10 protein-coding genes, 3 tRNA genes and 1 pseudogene are annotated in these 17,591 nt (G+C 58.5%); 2 read left to right on the top strand and 12 right to left on the bottom strand.

Going from position 1 to position 17,591, the window contains the following annotated elements:
• Together H5U08_RS01035 and cmk are read left to right on the top strand one after the other, a co-directional pair.
• Positions 1 to 2,222, top strand: a 2,222-nt coding sequence (locus tag H5U08_RS01035) for a hypothetical protein (RefSeq protein ID WP_297029249.1), incomplete at its 5' end; no start/stop codon positions are given.
• 29 nt (positions 2,223 to 2,251) lie between these two features.
• Positions 2,252 to 2,995, top strand: coding sequence for a (d)CMP kinase (gene cmk / locus H5U08_RS01030; RefSeq protein WP_297029248.1), 744 nt, complete (start codon positions 2,252 to 2,254; stop codon positions 2,993 to 2,995).
• A gap of 207 nt (positions 2,996 to 3,202) precedes the next feature.
• Here cmk and rpoC read toward each other — a convergent pair.
• The 12 genes and pseudogenes from rpoC to H5U08_RS00965 all read right to left on the bottom strand — a co-directional run bounded on the left by rpoC (position 3,203) and on the right by H5U08_RS00965 (position 17,525).
• Positions 3,203 to 7,576 (bottom strand): annotated as a pseudogene (gene rpoC / locus H5U08_RS01020) (DNA-directed RNA polymerase subunit beta').
• 122 nt (positions 7,577 to 7,698) lie between these two features.
• The gene (gene rpoB / locus H5U08_RS01015; protein ID WP_297029242.1) at positions 7,699 to 11,418 is read right to left on the bottom strand and encodes a DNA-directed RNA polymerase subunit beta; all 3,720 of its coding nucleotides are present in this window, start codon (positions 11,416 to 11,418) and stop codon (positions 7,699 to 7,701) included.
• A gap of 298 nt (positions 11,419 to 11,716) precedes the next feature.
• Positions 11,717 to 12,136 (bottom strand): 50S ribosomal protein L7/L12, encoded by a 420-nt coding sequence (gene rplL / locus H5U08_RS01010; RefSeq protein WP_297029240.1) that lies wholly within the window; start codon positions 12,134 to 12,136, stop codon positions 11,717 to 11,719.
• A 120-nt stretch (positions 12,137 to 12,256) separates the two neighbouring features.
• On the bottom strand, positions 12,257 to 12,823 hold the full coding sequence (gene rplJ / locus H5U08_RS01005) for a 50S ribosomal protein L10 (protein ID WP_297029238.1): 567 nt from the start codon (positions 12,821 to 12,823) through the stop codon (positions 12,257 to 12,259).
• 84 nt (positions 12,824 to 12,907) lie between these two features.
• On the bottom strand, positions 12,908 to 13,588 hold the full coding sequence (gene rplA / locus H5U08_RS01000) for a 50S ribosomal protein L1 (protein WP_297029236.1): 681 nt from the start codon (positions 13,586 to 13,588) through the stop codon (positions 12,908 to 12,910).
• Between the two features lie 167 nt (positions 13,589 to 13,755).
• Entirely contained in the window at positions 13,756 to 14,181 is a 426-nt protein-coding gene (gene rplK, locus H5U08_RS00995; protein WP_297029235.1) for a 50S ribosomal protein L11, read from the bottom strand.
• A 100-nt stretch (positions 14,182 to 14,281) separates the two neighbouring features.
• Positions 14,282 to 15,091: a transcription termination/antitermination protein NusG gene (gene nusG / locus H5U08_RS00990; RefSeq protein ID WP_297029232.1), complete on the bottom strand. Its 810-nt coding sequence runs from the start codon at positions 15,089 to 15,091 to the stop codon at positions 14,282 to 14,284.
• Between the two features lie 150 nt (positions 15,092 to 15,241).
• Entirely contained in the window at positions 15,242 to 15,688 is a 447-nt protein-coding gene (gene secE, locus H5U08_RS00985) for a preprotein translocase subunit SecE (RefSeq protein WP_297029230.1), read from the bottom strand.
• Positions 15,689 to 15,803: 115 nt separating this feature from the next.
• Positions 15,804 to 15,876 (bottom strand) — tRNA-Trp (locus H5U08_RS00980).
• 176 nt (positions 15,877 to 16,052) lie between these two features.
• Positions 16,053 to 17,252, bottom strand: coding sequence for an elongation factor Tu (gene tuf, locus H5U08_RS00975; RefSeq protein WP_297029228.1), 1,200 nt, complete (start codon positions 17,250 to 17,252; stop codon positions 16,053 to 16,055).
• Positions 17,253 to 17,343: 91 nt separating this feature from the next.
• Positions 17,344 to 17,416, bottom strand: a tRNA-Thr gene (locus H5U08_RS00970).
• A 38-nt stretch (positions 17,417 to 17,454) separates the two neighbouring features.
• Positions 17,455 to 17,525, bottom strand: a tRNA-Gly gene (locus tag H5U08_RS00965).
• Positions 17,526 to 17,591: the final 66 nt, after the last annotated feature.

Genomic DNA, 17,591 nt, shown 5'->3' with positions numbered 1-17,591 from the left:
AGGTCAAGCTCCTCACAACCGGCCATCTGCTGAGATGCATGGCCGAGCGCGAGCCAGAGTCCCTGGCGCTGCTCAAGTCCGTCCTTGCTGAGGGACACGTCGTCACGCTGGGGGGAGAAGAGGATGAATCCCTCAGTGCGATCCTTCCCCAGCCGGCCCTCCTGCGATCTTTTCGACAGGGTCTGAACACGTGGAATGAAATCCTGGGATCGCGGCCCCCAATTTACGGGAAGCGGCGATTCGGTCTGACGCCTCTGCTGCCGGGAATTCTCGCCCACTTTCGTTTTGAAGGTGCTCTTCACTTCGCCCTGGACGACGGCAGGTTCCCAGTAGGAAATCAGAGCAAGTTACGATGGGAAGGGCTTGATGAGAGCGATATCGATAGCGTGGGGCGAGTGCCGGTTGATGCTTCCCGCCCTGCGACGTTCCTGAAACTGGGCGAAACGATCGGGCGGATGCTCGATCTGGACCATGCCGCAGCCCTCATCTTCGCACACTGGCCGTGTCAGGTTTCGCCATGGTATTCCGTGCTGAAGCGCGTCGCCCAGTTTTCTCCCGTCCTGGGCCGTTTCGCTCCTATAACGGAATACTTTCGTAACACGCAATACGTTGGTGCCCGTGTTTTCCATAAGGCAGATGAATATCGGCCCGCATACCTCGCCCAGGATGTGGCGGCGTCGTCCTCCCGGCCTATTTCCAAATGGACACACTATGTTCGGCGATGCGCGGAGGCGGAAGCGCTCGTTGCCCTGGCTGTTATTCGGGGGCTTATCACCGGTGTGTGGGATGAACTTTCCCGGAAACTGTGCGAGGTTGCCGAACTTGGCTGGAGAAACGCGGATGCGGTGATTCACGAAAGGGAATCCACCTTCGATCCACAATGGCCGGACCGCTCCAGGACGCTGATGCGCCACGCGTATGACTCTTTGATTTCGCTCCTGCCGGAATCGCCGGCTGCATCCGGTGAAACCGGTGTGCTCTGGCTCAACCTTTCCTGCGTTTCGGCTCGGGGATATGTGTGCCGACGGACTGCTGGGAATCGAGAAAACAATTCACCCGACCAGCACCTCAAACCGGCGACCTGCCTGGTGCCATCCTACGGTTACGCCTGGGCGTCCAGTACAAACGGGTCAGACTCGGCAAAGCAATCGCCGCGGCGCGAGTCCTGGTGGCGTCGCCTGTTCGGTGGTGCGAGCGAGAAAACTCCGGAAGAAGAGTGGGCCATCGAGAACGAGACAGCCCGGCTGGTGGTGGATAAACTGACGGGCGGCATCCAGGGCATTTACCCCCTTCCCTACGGTCGCAATCTTCTTGCCCAGCGATTGGGCATGCGGCTGGGGGCCTCGATTCTGGACGGAGACACGCAGGATCCGGAAGCGGAGTATTCCCGCATGGTCGCTGAGACCATCCGTCATGTGACGCTATCTCCGGAAGAACCCGCCATCCAAAGCGAAGGTCGCTTTGTCGATCGACAGGGAGAAACCATCGCGAGGTTCACCCAGATCGTGAGTGCCCCGGTGCACCTGCCCTTCTTTCGAATCCGCATCCAGCTCGAACCGCGGCGAATGCCAGATTCCAATCCCTGGGCGTCTTATTATGCCTGTCGTTTTGCCTGGAATGATGAAACGGCGACGCTCTCCCGCTCACTCGGATGGTCCCGAATCGAGACGGAGCGTGAGCGGTTTGAAAGTCTCTATTTCAATCAGGTCACGGGAAGTCATCACACAATCACGCTCCTTTGCCCGGGCCTGCCCTATCACCGGGTGGTCGGCCCGCGCAAACTCGACACGCTGTTGATCGTACGAGGAGAGGAAGAGAGGGAATTCACACTCGGGGTTGGCCTGGATATACGGTATCCGCTGCATGCCGCGCTGCAACTTCTGCAACCCCCGATTTTGTTGTCTGAGGCAGCGCCGCCGCGCAATCCTCAGTCGGCTTGGTTTCTCACGCTGGATGTGCGCAACGTCGTGGTTTCTTCGCTTCAACCCATCGTGGAGGATCATTATTTAGCCGGCCTGCGACTTGCGTTGACCGAAACAGAAGGGCGGGCCGGTCCCGTCACGATTCAGACCTGCCGGCCATTGTCCACCGCTCATCGTATCGACGGCTTGGGGGAAACAATCGAGCCGCTGGCATTGGACGGCGATTCGGCCCGCATCCAATTAGGACGTTTCCAAACAGTGGAGATAGAATTGCGGTTTAAGACAGTTCAGGGCGAGTAGCGAGGAAAGCGATTGGGTGCCGTAACGGGATGAAAAGAGAGAAAGTGGACATGGAGCGGTCGCCTTCTCGCTGTGGCAATGTTTCTTGCGAATCCACCCGACCACTTGTGGTGACCATCGACGGTCCGGCCGGTGCAGGAAAGAGTACGGTGGCCAAGAAGCTGGCCGAAAGGCTCGGTATTCGCTACCTGGACACCGGTGCCATGTACAGGGCCGTCGCACTGGCCGGTTACAGACAGGGCGTGAATTGGCAGGACGATGCGCAAGTTCGACGTTTGCTCCAATCCATTGAACTTCACATCGAAGAAGATCGCATTTTTCTTAACGGGGAAGATGTTTCCGATTTGATCCGCTCCCCCGAGATCACCCGAGAAACCGCTCGGGCGGCTGACGTCTTTCAGGTCCGCGAGTTTCTCATTGCCCAGCAGCGGGCCATCGCATCTCGAGAGTCCCTCGTGACCGAAGGCCGCGATCAGGGAACACTTGTTTTTCCCGATGCACATGTCAAGTTCTTCCTTGTTGCATCGCCGGAAGAACGGGCCCGGCGACGCTGGCGGGATTTCAAAAGGAAAGGAATTGACATCTCCTACGAGAAAGTTCTGGAAGAACTCTTGCAACGGGATGAGCAGGATTCGCGGCGTCCTTTCGGCGCCCTCAAAAAGGCCCCTGATGCCATTGAAATCCACACCGACGGTCTCACCGTTGACCAGGTGGTGGATATCCTTCTGACGCATATCCGCAAACACATCGGCACAGACTCCCCCAGTGGGTAACTGGAAGCCAAGCCACAATCACCGTATCGATTGTTCCACGAATTCGCCTTCCAGTGCGCCGCGCAGGCTGTGTCGAGAAACCACAGGAGTATCGATTGAGCAAAAGGATACCGCCCTCTGGCGCGAAACACGGCGTGGTACGAAGAAAAACCCGTGCTCAAAGATGAGCACGGGCGTCGATCTCAAGCGGCCAGGAAGTGTTTTCGCTCAGTTGGCCGGCGCATCACCTTGGCCGGATGGATTCTCACTCGACGATGTGAGCTGCACACCGTTGTCCTGTGTCCCGCCGTTGCCCTGAGCTGTCGACTCGGTGGATTGAGAGCCCGCGGAAGGAATATCCTCCAGGAGTGCATAACGGTGGGTGCTCGGTGTCGTCGCACGGGCAGCCAGCTTCTCGAGGGCCTCCGGCCGCAGACGCACCTCCGCCTCCTGATACTTGCGGAAGCCCGTACCGGCTGGGATCAAACGCCCCAGAATGACGTTCTCCTTCAGACCGACGAGCCTGTCGACTTTGCTGGCGAGTGCCGCCTCAGTAAGCACCCTCGTCGTTTCCTGGAAGCTCGCGGCTGAGATGAAGCTGTCACTTTGCACCGCGGCGCGGGTGATCCCGAGCAACTGGACTGAGGCCCGAGCAAGGGTGGGCGCCACCGCCTTCGCGGGCCGGCCACCCCGGCTTTCCACCTGGGCATTTTGCTGTTCGAAGACCTCGCGCGGCACGATTTCACCCTCGTGATAATTCGTATCACCGGGATCGACGATCTTCACGCACTTGGCGAGTTCGGCGTTGCGACGGCGAAATTCGAACTTGTCGATGAGCGTTCCCTCCAGCAGCCCGGTGTCGCCACCTTCCATGACCTTCACCTTGCGGAGCATCTGCGCGACGATGATTTCGATGTGTTTGTCGTTGATGTCCACCTGTTGCTGACGGTAAACGCTCTGAATTTCCTGCACGAGGTATCGCTGGAGTTCTTCCTCGCCGGAGATCCGCAAGATTTCGTGGGGGTCGAGCGGTCCCTCCACGAGACTGTAACCCGCCTGAACGTAATCCCCGGTGTGGACGCGGAGATGTTTGCCGGGCCCCACCAGGTGCTCGCGCTCGATTCCGCTCTCGCTGCGGATGACGATGGTGCGCCGTCCCCCTTTTCGCTTTTCTCCAAGGATTTCCACATACCCGCTGATCTCGGCGATCACGGCGGGATCTTTCGGCCGGCGGGCCTCAAAGATCTCCGTCACGCGGGGCAGACCACCGGTGATGTCCTGGGTACGGATGACGTCACGGGGTTGCTTCGCCAGCAGCGTGCCCGGCTGAACGATATCCCCCTCTCGCACGAGGATCTGGGCTTTTTCCGGCAGATACTGATACTCGACAATCTTGCCGGTTTCCGGATCCTCAATAACGATCTGCGGTTGATAATCGCCGCGGTACTCGAGAACGAAGAGACGTTCCGCACCCGTGGTCGGATCATGCTCAATGCGGAGGGTCTCGTTCTCGATGAGATCCTCAAACCGCACACGCCCGCCACGTTCGGCAATCACCGGAATGCTGTGTCGTTCCCAGCGACAGATGATCTGGCCCGGTGTCACCTTTTCGCCTTATTTCACCAGGAGAAATGCACCCTTGGGCACATCGAACTTTTCCAACTCCCGGTGCTTTTCATCCTCGATGATGACCTGTCCACTGGGCGAGACGATGACGTCCATGCCCTCCGGGTTGGTCACCACGTTGACCCGGACCAGCCGGACATACCCTTCGCGAGTAGCTTTGACGGAGTCTTCCTCCAGCGCACGGGCCGCCGTCCCACCGATGTGGAACGTCCGCATCGTGAGCTGCGTCCCCGGCTCGCCGATGCTTTGCGCCGCGATAATCCCGACCGCGAGCCCCTCTTCCACCAATCGGCCCGTGGAGAGGTCCATGCCGTAGCACAGGGCGCAGACACCCAGTGGTGCCTCGCACGTCATCGGACTGCGGACCTGGATCTTTGTCAAACCCAGTTCCTCGATCTTTCGAGCAATCTCGGAGGTGATGAGCTCGTTTTCACGGACAATCACCTCGTCGGTGATGGGGTTCACGATATTGTGACGGCTCACACGCCCCTTGATCGACTCGGCGAGCCCTTTTTCGACTTTCTCGCCACGGTGAAGCACGCTCTTGGTGACGCCCTGGGTCGTGCCGCAATCGTACATCGTCACCACCACATTCTGCGCCACGTCGGCGAGCTTACGGGTCAGATAACCCGCGTCAGCCGTCTTCAGAGCCGTGTCCGCCAGCCCTTTTCGAGCACCGTGGGTCGAGCTGAAGTACTCGAATACCGACAGCCCTTCGCGGAAATTCGCCTTGATCGGCGTTTCGATGATTTCCCCGGACGGCTTGGTCATCAGACCTCGCATCCCCGCGAGCTGTCGGACCTGTTCGATATTTCCCCGAGCACCGGACTTGGCCATCAGGTAGATCGGATTCACGTAGCCCGGGTAACGCCGGTCGTTTTCCAGCAGCTTTTCGAGTTCACGGGTGATCGTTTCCCGGGCTACCGTCCAGGCGTCGAGAATCTTGTTCTTTCTTTCGTTTTCCGTCATCGCACCGAGCTGGTAGCCCTTATCGGCCTTGATGACTTCTTTTTCCGCCTCCTCAATCACTTTCTTTTTGTTGGGTGGCATAAGGAGGTCGTCGGTCGCGAAGCTCAAGCCGCTCCGCGTCGCCCAGTAGAATCCCTGCCGGTTCATCGTATCGAGCAGGTCGATGGTGGCGGGTCGGCCCAAAAGCTCGTAGCAGTCTGAAATGACCTCCGAGAGCTTCTTCGAAGTCATCACCTCGTTATAGAACTGCATACCCTTGGGCAGGATTCGATTGAAAATGACCCGGCCCACCGTGGTCTGAATGATCGAACCCGGCGGCAGGTCGTAGCGGCCTTTCACCCGCATGTCCTGTGGGAGCCGAACGCGGATACGGGCATGGGTGTCCACCTTGCCCAAGCTGTAGGCCAGTTCCACCTCGTCCAGCGAGGAGAACACCATATCATCACCCTTGCGATCCGGGATGGTGTCCAGTGTCAGGTAGTACCATCCCATGACCACGTCCTGCGACGGGCTGATGATGGGCTTGCCGTGGGCCGGACTGAAGATGTTGTGGAACGACATGAGCAGGGTGTGCGCTTCCACAATGGCCTCAACGGACAGCGGGAGGTGCACCGCCATCTGGTCCCCGTCGAAGTCCGCGTTGTACCCCTTGCACACAAGGGGGTGAAGCTTGATGGCATTCCCTTCCACGAGCACCGGCTCAAAGGCCTGGATGCCCATTCGGTGGAGCGTGGGTGCCCGGTTGAGCAAGACCGGATGATTCTGAATCACTTCCTCCAGAATATCCCACACTTCCTCATCCCGCCGCTCGATCATCTTCTTCGCGCTTTTGATCGTATCGGCATGCTGCAACTCGCGGAGTCGGCGGATGATGAAGGGCTGATACAGCTCCAGCGCGATCCGCTTCGGCAGGCCGCACTGATGCAATCTCAGCGTGGGTCCCACCACGATCACGCTTCGTGCGGAATAGTCCACACGCTTACCGAGGAGGTTTTCCCGGAAACGCCCCTGTTTACCCTTGATCATGTCGGTGAGCGACTTGAGCGGCCGATTGCTCGAACCGAGCACCGGTCGTTTGCACCGGCCGTTGTCGAAAAGCGCATCCACGGCCTGCTGAAGCATGCGCTTTTCGTTCTTGATGATGACTTCCGGAGCATTCAGATCCACCAGTTTTTTCAGACGGTTGTTCCGGTTGATGATCCGCCGGTAGAGATCGTTCAGGTCACTGGTGGCGAAGTTACCGGATTCCAGAAGAACGAGCGGGCGCAGGTCGGGCGGAATAACGGGGATGACATCCAAAACCATCCACTCGGGGCGGTTCTCGCTATCGCGAATGGCCTCCACCAGTTTGAGGCGATTGATCAGCTCTTTTTGCTTCTGCTTCGAGGTGGTCTGGGCCAGTTCCGCCCGCAACTCCCGGGATAACTGAACAAGGTCCAGGTCCATGAGGAGCTTGCGGATGGCCTCCGCCCCCATGTCGGCGTGGAAACTCCCCTCGCCGTACTCGGCTCGGGCCTGGCGATACTCCTCATCGGTGAGGAGCTGGTACTTTTGAAGTGGCGTATCGCCGGGGTCGATGACCACATAATCCTGGTAGTAGATGATCTTCTCCAGGCTCGTTCCCTTCATGTTAAGGAGCGTGCCCAGCCGGCTCGGTGGGGCTTTGAAAAACCAGATGTGCACCACCGGACTGGCCAGTTCGATGTGTCCCATCCGCTTGCGACGCACGCGGCTGTGGGTGATTTTGACCCCACAGCGATCGCAGACCATGCCCTTGTATTTCATGCCGCGATATTTGCCGCAGCTACATTCCCAGTCTTTTTCCGGACCGAAAATGCGTTCGCAAAACAGACCATCGCGTTCCGGCTTATACGTGCGATAGTTGATGGTCTCCGGCTTTTTCACTTCGCCGAAGGACCAGCTTCGGATATCGTGGGGACGGGCAAGGCTGATCTTGACCGCCACGTAATCGTTAACTCGTTCGTAGGTTGTTTCGGCGTAACTCACCGCTCACACTCCTTATTTTTGCCGCACAGATGGATCACCGACCCTCAACCCGTAAAGCCACCTGCTTTCCTGCACCTGTGGAGCTTATCCTCGGTGCCAGTTCCTCCTGTGCATCCGGTTGATTACAGCGACGGCCCTTTCTCGAGTTGCATATTGAGCGCCAATCCACGAATTTCGTTGACCAGCACGTCGAAGCTGGCCGGTGTTCCCGCTTCCAGGGTGTTTTCCCCTTTGACCATGGCTTCGTAGATCTTGGTCCGCCCTTCGACGTCGTCGCTTTTGACGGTCAACAGTTCCTGGAGGATATAGGCCGATCCATAGGCTTCCAGGGCCCACACTTCCATTTCTCCGAAGCGCTGCCCACCGAACCGAGCCTTGCCACCCAGCGGCTGCTGCGTGATGAGGGAGTACGGCCCGGTCGCCCGAGCGTGGATCTTGTCGTCCACCAGGTGGTGGAGCTTCATCATATAGATGTAGCCCACCGTTACCTTCTGTTCGAAGGGTTCACCGGTTCGCCCGTCGTAGAGCGTTACCTTTCCGTTTTCCGGCAACCCGGCTTCCTTCAGGCACTGGCGGATCTGGTCTTCGTTCGCACCGTCGAAGACCGGGGTGATCGCCCGAAAGCCCAGCTTGGCTCCCGCCCAACCGAGGTGGGTCTCCAGAATTTGACCCACATTCATACGGCTGGGCACGCCAAGGGGATTGAGGAGGATCTGGACCGGCGTCCCATCCGCCAGGAACGGCATGTCCTCCTTGGGGAGAATTTTCGCAATAACGCCCTTGTTACCGTGACGCCCGGCCATCTTGTCGCCCACGGAAATGTGCCGCTTCGTGGCGATGTACACCTTGACCATCTGGAGCACACCGCTTTTCAGTTCATCGCCACGCTTGAGCGAGTTCACTTTCCGATCACGGGCATCAATGGCCGCCTCTACCGCTGGCCACAACTCGGCATAGATCTTCTCGGCTTTTGCACGCTTCTGCGCAGTGCGGATTTCCAGTCGGTCGAGCTGGAACCGCTGTGCCTGTTCGGCGATGTACCGATGCTCTTTGCCTTCCAGCAACGGCACACCATCGTCATCCGTGATCCGCTGCCCGAGCGCCTGCTCCAGGGCCTCGATGAGTTTTGTGAACGCCTCGGCGATTTGGGCGTTGCCCTCGGCCTCCGCCTGCTTGAGGGCCCGGTCATACTCTTCGCGTTCGGCCTCGGAGAGACTTGTCCGTCGGGCAAACTTCTGGGTGTGGATGACAATTCCTTCCACGCCCGGTGGTACTTCCAGCGAGTCGTTCTTCACGTCTTCCCCTGCCCGACCGAAAATCGCTCGCAGGAGTTTCTCCTCGGGTGTCAGCTCGGTCTTGGATTTGGGGGTGACTTTACCCACCAGAATGTCGCCGGGTTTGACGTGGGTCCCCACCCGGACGATCCCGTTCTCATCAAGGTTGCGAAGTTGTTTTTCGCTGACGTTGGGGATATCGCGGGTGAATTCCTCCCGTCCGAGCTTGGTTTCGCGAATCTCAGCGTCGAATTCCTCAATATGGATCGAGGTGTATGCGTCGTTGTGGACGAGTTCCTCGCTGATGATGATCGCGTCTTCGAAATTGAAACCTTCCCAGGACATGAACGCCGCGAGGACATTCCGCCCCAGGGCGAGTTCACCCTGGCAGGTGGCCGCCCCATCGGCGATGATCTGTCCTTTCTTGACCTTCTCGCCCACCCTCACAATGGGCTTTTGATTCTGGCAGGTTTTTTCCGTCAATCCCACGAATTTCTGCAGGAGATACACATCGGTGTTATCGATGACGATTCGGTTGGCGTCCACGTAGGTGACGGTTCCGTCACGCCGGGCCCGAACCACCAGACTAGAGTTTTCGGCGACTTTTCCTTCCAGTCCGGTTGCCACGAGGGGTGGCTCGGTGACCAGAAGCGGCACAGCCTGCCGCTGCATGTTGGAGCCCATCAACGCCCGGTTGGCGTCGTCATGTTCCAGGAAGGGGATCAACCCCGCGGAAACACCCACGATCTGGGCCGGAGAAACGTCCATGTACTGGATTTTCGAAACGGGGACCAACTTGAAGTCACCCCGGTGGCGTGCCACGATGGTATCCCCCTGAATCTTGCCATCTTTCACCGGGGCATCGGCGGGGGCCAGATAGCTGTCGAACTCCTCGTCCGCACGGAGCCAGCGGATCTCATCCTGGAGGACCCCGTTTTTCACCACCTGATAGGGCGTGATCAGAAAACCGTATTCATCAAGGCTGGCGTAAATCGCCAGGCTGGAAATCAAACCGATGTTGGTACCTTCCGGGGTTTCGATGGGGCACATCCGCCCGTAGTGCGAAGCGTGCACGTCGCGAACCTCGAAACCGGCCCGCTTGCGGTTCAGACCACCGGGTCCCAGGGCAGACAAACGCCGCTCATGCGTCAGCATGGACAGCGGGTTGGTCTGGTCAACGACCTGAGAAAGCTCGCCGCGTCCAAAGAAATACTCGATGGCCGCGGAAACGCTTTTCGGATTGATGAGACTCCGTGGCGTCATGTCGGCCACGTCGCTGAAATTCATTCGGTCGGAAACGGTTCGCCGGAGCTTCAAAAAGCCCTTTCGCAGCTCCTCGCACGCCAGCTCGTCAATTGTGCGCACCCGTCGATTACCGAGATGATCGATGTCGTCGGGTTCCGCTGTGGGATCCCCGGCTCGCAACCGGGCCAGATACTTGATGGCCGCGATGAGGTCTTCCGCCCGCAGCGCCATTTCATCTTCGGGTACGTTGAGCCCGAGCTTGCGGTTGATTCGGAATCGGGCCACCCGACCAAGTCGGTATCGGCTGGGATCCCGGAACCGCTCGTAGAACAGCGTGCGAGCACGCTCCAATTGCGGGGGATTGCCCGGCCGGAGCTTCTGATAAATCCTCAAAAGCGCTTCCTCGTGGCTGGCGGTTGGATCCTCGGCGAGAGAATCGAGAATGAGCCGATTCCGATCATTGGGCATTACCCAGACGCTCTTCAAACCGGAGGTGCAAATTTGCTCGGCTGCACTCTCCGTGATGACCTGCCCGCATTCAACAATGATTTCCCCGGCGTTCGGGCTTTCCGGCGGATAAACGATATCCTCCACCGCCACCTTGTCTTTGATTTTCGATGCCGAAGCCCGCGAGGCAATTTTTTCTTCCTTGATCACGTCGCCATAAAACGCGCGGATGATATCCGAGTTCTGGCTGAACTTCGGATCCATCGCCCGGAGCAACGTCATGACAGGAAACTTGTTGCTCTGGTCGATTCGAACGGCCAGCGTGTCCCGCTTGGTGAGGATGATTTCGATCCAGCTTCCCCGCTCTGGAATGATGCGGCAGCTATAAATTTTGCGATCACCCTCCTTGTTCTCGATAAAGTCCATGCCAGGACTGCGGTGGAGCTGGCTCACCACCACTCTTTCGGCCCCGTTGATGATAAATTCCCCACCGCCGAGCATGATGGGGATTTCGCCAAGAAACACCTCTTCTTCAACAGGCTGCTCCTTGTTCAGCCGCAGCCAGACGCGGAATGGCCGTCCGTAGGTCAAGCGGAGTTGTTTGCATTCCTCCGGCGTGTACCGGGGCTTGCCCAACTCGTAGCGGATGTATTCCAGGCGCAGAGATTTGTCGAGGTTCTCGATGGGGAATGTTTCGCGGAGAAGGGCTTCCAGACCCTCGTTTTTTCGTTTGTTCCACGGCACGTCGGCCTGGAGGAACCTCTCATACGCCTTGGTCTGAATCTGAGTGAGATCAGGGATCGGGAAATCGTAACGCCGGCTACCGAAATGACGAACTTCCTTAATTTCAAGGCGACGTTGGGCCGGAACTGCCATTGCCGTTGAACCCTCCGAAGTCAGAACCAATCAGTGGGGCCCCAAGAAAACAATAAACGAGCTGGCACCGAGCAGCGGTCTGGTCACAGAACAGCGCGCGCAACCCTCACCCGGCCCAGACTCGTTACGAGCATGGAGCTCCCACAAGACATTTTGCGGATAACTGTGCGGACAACCACTCCGCCTCTCCGAAGCCACACCTCCCACGGAACGCGATAACCGCCACCCACCCGTTGACAAAACGCCATCGCGCAAACGTCGGCATGCCGCCGGTGAAGACGAACGAAGCCCCAAGGCTTCACTTGATGGAGACAGTCGCACCCTCCTTTTCCAGGGCCTGCTTGATCTTTTCCGCTTCCTCCTTGCTGACGCCTTCTTTGATCTTCGAGGGAGCGCTTTCCACAAGCTTCTTGGCGTCGGCCAGGCTGATTCCCGGCAGAAGTGATCGCACGGCGGTGATCACCTTGAGCTTGTTGGCGCCGAAGTTCTCGAGCACGACGTCAAATTCGGTCTTCTCTGCGGCAGCGGGCGCTGCACCAGGGGCACCAGCACCCGGGACGGCCGCCACCATGACCCCGCCGGCCGCTGGCTTGATCCCGTGAACGATTTCCAAATAATCGTTCAGTTCCTTCACTTCCTTGAGGGGCAGCGCCACAATCGCGTCCCCCAGTTCCTTGATCTTTTGGCTGAATTCACGTACAGGTGCGTCGGTTGCCATCGGTCACTCCAATCCTTATCCAATCACTCGAACCCGTTATTTCGCTGACACGAAACCTGAGTCACGTTTTTCCCGTTAACAATTCGCCACTTTTTTCAGCGGCCCTTAGGCCGAAGTTCATCACGAAGCGCCTGTCTCCGCACTGCCAGAGTCGCCCTCCGAACCGGCCTTTTCGCCCTCGGCAAGTTGCTTCAATTGTCCGGCCAGGGTCGATCCCGGTCCCGCCAGAGCGTTCATGAGCGTCGAGGCGGGGCCCATCAGCCGAGCTGCCAGTTGCGCCAGCAGTTCCTGACGCGATGGCCACTTGCTGATTTCCTCCACTTGCTGGGGAGTGAGAGGTTCTCCCTCTAACACGCCGCCTTTGGCTGTAAAGGGAGCGAAGTCCTCGTCCTTCGCAAACCTCATTACCTCCTTGGCGAGGGTGACAATATCTTCACCCCCCCAGCAGATGGCCGTCGGCCCCGAGATATTCTCGAACGCCTTTTCCAACGGGGTTCCCCGGAATGCCCGCGCGGCCAGCGTGTTTTTCACCACCATCAGGCGAATGTTCTTGTCCGCAAGCTCCCTGCGCAGGCGCCGGGTCCTGTTCGCGTCCAAACCGATCACATTCACCAGGACGGCCGAATCCACGCCCTCGAGCCGCCGCCGGTAATGCTCGGTGATCAACTGCTTGACATACTTGCTCATTGCTTCCCGATGCTCACCACAACGTGTTTCCTACGATATCTGTCTCTGTCTCAATCACAGGTGAAGCGAGTCCCCCCTGCCCGCTCACACGGCCACTCGGATGCCAGGAGACATTGTCGCAGAGATGGTCACGCCCTTGATGAATTGCCCCTTCAGGGCGGCAGGTCGCAGACTCTGAATGTGATCTACAAAGGCCTTGATGTTCTCGACGAGTTTCTGCTCGTCAAAGCTGAGTTTGCCCACCGGAGCATGGATGTTTCCGCTACTGTCGTTTCGGAACTCGACTTTCCCGGCCTTGTACTCGCGGACGGCCCGGCCCACGTCCGGCGTCACCGTCCCGGCCCGTGGGGACGGCATCAAACCGCGTGGCCCGAGGATCTTCCCCAGTGGCCCCACAATCCCCATCATATCGGGTGCCGCGATACACACGTCGAAATCCAGCCAACCGTTTTTTATCTTCTCTGCGAGGTCCGCTCCACCCACCTCGTCAGCCCCAGCGGCACGGGCTGCATCAGCCTGGTCACCTTTCGCAAATACAATCACGCGCACCGGTTTGCCCAACCCGTGCGGCAGCGATACCGATCCGCGAATGATCTGGTCTGCTTGCCTCGGATCGATACCCGTGCGAATCGCAACCTCGACGGTCTGATCAAACTTTGTGTTGTTGAACGTCTTCAGGAGCTTCACAGCTTCCTCAAGCGGTAGCGGGGTTTTGCCCGGTACCTTTTGTGCAAGAGCACGGTATCTTTTCGACCTCTTCGCCATGTTGCGAACCCTTTCGAGCTCTCCCGCCTTCCAATCGCGCCAGGTTTGATCCGGCCAACGATGAGGCGGTGTGTGGCAGGTGGTATCTGGAACTCAAAAACCCTTTATGTTTCCCTCGCCTCTACCCCTCAAATGCCCTTCGCAACGGATAAGACGCCACTCCCTCGTCAGTCGACAACGTCCAGCCCCATGCTGCGAGCCGTTCCTTCGATAATGCGGCAGGCGTGTTCCAGATCCCGCGCGCTCAAATCGGCCATTTTCGCTTTAGCTATTTCCGCGATCTGTGCCCGGGTGACCTTGCCCACCTTTTCTTTGGGAGTATTCCCCGAGCCCTTCGCGATTCCCGCGGCCTGCTTCAACAAGTCAGACGCGAACGGGGTATGCGTCTCCATCTCGAATGACCGATCGTTGTACACCCGAACGACCACAGGGATCCGCAATCCCAGATATTGCCGCGTCCGCTCGTTGAACTGCTGGACGAACTGACCAAGGTTGATTCCGAACCGTCCCAAAGAAGTACCAACGGGCGGAGCAGGCGTCGCCTGACCACCGGGCACGCAGAACCGAACTGTACCAACCAACTGCTTTGCCATGCCGGTACTACCCTAGCCAACGATCTGAGTTGAAATATTCGCTTTCCAAGACTGCTTGCCAAACCCGGAGAAACGCGTCGACTCCACCAGGCGGGATCACTCACGCCGCAGGCTCGACCTGCCAGTACTCGAGCTCCACCGGCGTGCTTCTTCCAAAGATATTGATCATGACCGTCACGCGGCCATTGGCTTCATCGACCGCCGACACTTCTCCCTCGAAATTCGCGAAATGGCCTTCGTTGATCTTGACCCGATCACCCACTCGACAGCCGATTTTCAGCTTCGGTGCGTCTTCGGCCTTTTCTTCCGCAAGCTTCGCCAGAATCCGGTTGACCTCATGAGGTAAAAGCGGCGTCGGACGTCCGATCGCTCCGGTAAAATCACCAATACCCGGCGTTTCCCGCACCAAGAACCAGGTATCGTCGTTCAGCTCCATCTGCACGACGATGTAGCCAGGGTACAGCTTCCGCCGCACGACCCGCTTCTTTCCCCCCTTGACCTCCGTAATCCGCTCAACAGGGACAATGATCTGGCCGAAGTATTGATCGAGCCCGGCCACCTTGATCCGCCGTTTCAAGGCCTCACACGCCGAGTCCTCGCGATTGGTCTGGACCTTGACGATATACCAGGCCATCTGAGAGCTCTTCTGCCCCCCCTCCTCGGCTCCTGCATCCAAAGTCGTCGCGGACTCCGGCTTGGCCTGTCGCCGGGTTTTCTTCGCCCGTTGTTCGCCGCCCTCCTGATTTTCCTCTGAACGCTCGTGGCTATCAGCCGGCTGACCGACGGCTTGCGGCGTCTGCTCGGAACCCGCCTCGGCCGGTACGGCGACTTCCGGCCTCTGGTCCGGTTCAGCCGGACTGGCCTTTTCCGCCATCGCGTTTTCTTCTAGAGGGACCTCATCCGAAAACATGCGTCACCGCAGGTGGACACTTGTGCCGTTAATGGGCGAAAAACTTCACTATACGAATTTCCGAAGACGCCTGCCAGGGGCACCCCGCCGAAAAAGCTATATTAACCCATCCAACGATTTAATGGTTGCGACAGAGCCACCCCCACCCAGTCAAAGAACCCCAAGCCAACGAAGGAACGTGGCCCACACAAAGTCATATACGGTCAGGCAAATGGCCAGCGAAAACATCGTGACCAACACCACGATACAGCTTCGGATGAGTTCATTTTTCGTTGGCCATGTCACCTTCCTCATTTCGGCTTCCACAGCGATCAGGAAGTCGGCGACAACCGGCACGTTCATCAGACGGTAGGCAAACCACGCCACGGCGACCACCAAAAGGATCGGGACCCCAAGCCTGACGCCGGTGTCGAACCCCCAGGAGCCCAGCGTCCCCTCCAGCCTCCAGGCGGCGAAGATTCCCATCGCCAGTATCGCGGCGAAAGTGCTCTGCCGGACGACGCGTCCCTGAGTGCGTTTGTAAAGCGTCGTCCGAAACAGCTCGGAAATAATGACACCGACTACCGTACTTTTGCGTTTACTTGCGGCTTGAAGCATGAACGGCCGCCGTCTTGGCTAGAGACCTTCCTTACCCGACCTGGTCGGCACCCAGCGAGAAGCCAACCCCCATGTCGCATGCCAACTGAAAGCCACCGGTTCAATCGCCGGAAAACAGGGGCGGAGAGACTCGAACTCCCAACCGCCGGTTTTGGAGACCGGTGCTCTACCAATTGAGCTACACCCCTACCGCGCGCACCCCACGGTGCCGCTTGTAATTAAGCTTATCCGCCACTCTCTTGCCGATCAAGGCCACCGAGAGCTCTGAGTGGCGATCCCACCGCAACTCCCGGATTCACCCAACCTCGCGGTCGGTCGGGCTGGACCACGCCGCGATTCTTAGCGGCGTTCACCAATCACCCGGCTACTCAAGGATCTTGGTGACCACTCCGGAACCGACCGTGCGACCACCTTCACGGATCGCGAAACGCAGGTTCTCTTGCATCGCGACGGGCGAGATCAGCTCTACCTGAAGCTTCACATTCTCGCCCGGCAGGACCATTTCGGCCCCACCCAGAAGCTGGATCTCACCGGTCACGTCCGTCGTCCGGAAGTAGAATTGCGGCCGATAACCGCTCATGATCGGGGTATGACGGCCACCTTCATCCTTTGACAGGATATAAACTTCCGCCTCAAACTTCGTGTGCGGTGTGATGCTTCCGGGCTTCGCCAGAACCTGGCCGCGCTCGATTTCGTCTTTCTTGATACCGCGGAGGAGACAACCAACGTTGTCACCCGCCCGACCTTCGTCCAGAGTCTTGTTGAACATTTCAATGCTGGTGACCACCGTCTTCCGCGGTTCCCGCGAGAAACCGACGATTTCCACTTCATCACCGGGCCGAATCGTGCCCTGCTCAATACGGCCAGTGGCCACCGTTCCGCGTCCTTCGATCGAGAACACGTCCTCGACCGCCATCAGGAACGGCTTGTCGATCGGCCGCACAGGCTCGGGGATGTACGAGTCGATAGCATCGAGGAGCTCCTGAATGCACTTGGTCGCCTCGGGATCGTCGGGATTCTGGTAAGCTGCCAGGGCGTTGCCTCGGATGATGGGCACCTCGTCGCCCGGGAAGTCGTACTTCTTCAGCAATTCCCGCAACTCCATCTCCACCAGGTCGAGCAACTCGGGATCATCGACCAGGTCGATTTTGTTGAGGAAGACAACCATCGCCGGGACGTTCACCTGGCGGGCCAGCAGAACGTGTTCCCGAGTCTGCGGCATCGGGCCGTCTGCGGCTGACACGACGAGGATGGCACCGTCCATCTGAGCCGCACCGGTGATCATGTTCTTGATGAAGTCTGCGTGGCCCGGGCAGTCGATATGAGCGTAGTGACGTTTTTCTGTTTCGTATTCCACGTGGGCCACATGGATCGTGACCGTCTTCGTCGCGTCACGGACGGTACCACCCTTGGCAATGTCCGCATAGCTCTTGAACTTGGCGAGCCCCTTCCGGGATTGCACCGCCAAAATCGCACCGGTCAGCGTGGTTTTACCATGGTCGATGTGACCGATCGTCCCGACGTTGACGTGGGGTTTCGTCCGAACAAATACATCCTTAGCCATTCTCGATCAATCTCCGTGCTCTGGTCTGGAACCTCGAACTCAAGTTACCTGATCCACAATCCACTCAACCGGCCGGCTCGGAAACACAATAAGCTGCTGATGGGACTTGAACCCATGACCTCGTCCTTACCAAGGACGCGCTCTACCGGCTGAGCTACAGCAGCACTCGCGCTGGTACCCGAACACCTCCACCAGGAGCCAGAGCGGGTGAGGGGAGTCGAACCCCCGTCAATAGCTTGGAAGGCTACTGCTCTACCGTTGAGCTACACCCGCGAGTGGCTTAGGTGCATCACAATGGGGGGTGCAGGATTCGAACCTGCGAAGGCGTAAGCCATCAGA

The organism is Thermogutta sp. (assembly GCF_014359955.1).
GTDB lineage: Bacteria > Planctomycetota > Planctomycetia > Pirellulales > Thermoguttaceae > Thermogutta.
This window is presented reverse-complemented; position numbering and strand designations above follow the sequence as displayed.

Bases quoted from the DNA above. Each gene is read 5' to 3' on its own strand.
- rplA (WP_297029236.1), bottom strand. From the start codon at position 13,588: ATGGCGAAGAGGTCGAAAAGATACCGTGCTCTTGCACAAAAGGTACCG.
- rpoB (WP_297029242.1), bottom strand. From the start codon at position 11,418: ATGGCAGTTCCGGCCCAACGTCGCCTTGAAATTAAGGAAGTTCGTCAT.
- cmk (WP_297029248.1), top strand. From the start codon at position 2,252: ATGAAAAGAGAGAAAGTGGACATGGAGCGGTCGCCTTCTCGCTGTGGC.
- rplL (WP_297029240.1), bottom strand. From the start codon at position 12,136: ATGGCAACCGACGCACCTGTACGTGAATTCAGCCAAAAGATCAAGGAA.
- rplJ (WP_297029238.1), bottom strand. From the start codon at position 12,823: ATGAGCAAGTATGTCAAGCAGTTGATCACCGAGCATTACCGGCGGCGG.
- rplK (WP_297029235.1), bottom strand. From the start codon at position 14,181: ATGGCAAAGCAGTTGGTTGGTACAGTTCGGTTCTGCGTGCCCGGTGGT.
- secE (WP_297029230.1), bottom strand. From the start codon at position 15,688: ATGCTTCAAGCCGCAAGTAAACGCAAAAGTACGGTAGTCGGTGTCATT.
- tuf (WP_297029228.1), bottom strand. From the start codon at position 17,252: ATGGCTAAGGATGTATTTGTTCGGACGAAACCCCACGTCAACGTCGGG.
- nusG (WP_297029232.1), bottom strand. From the start codon at position 15,091: ATGTTTTCGGATGAGGTCCCTCTAGAAGAAAACGCGATGGCGGAAAAG.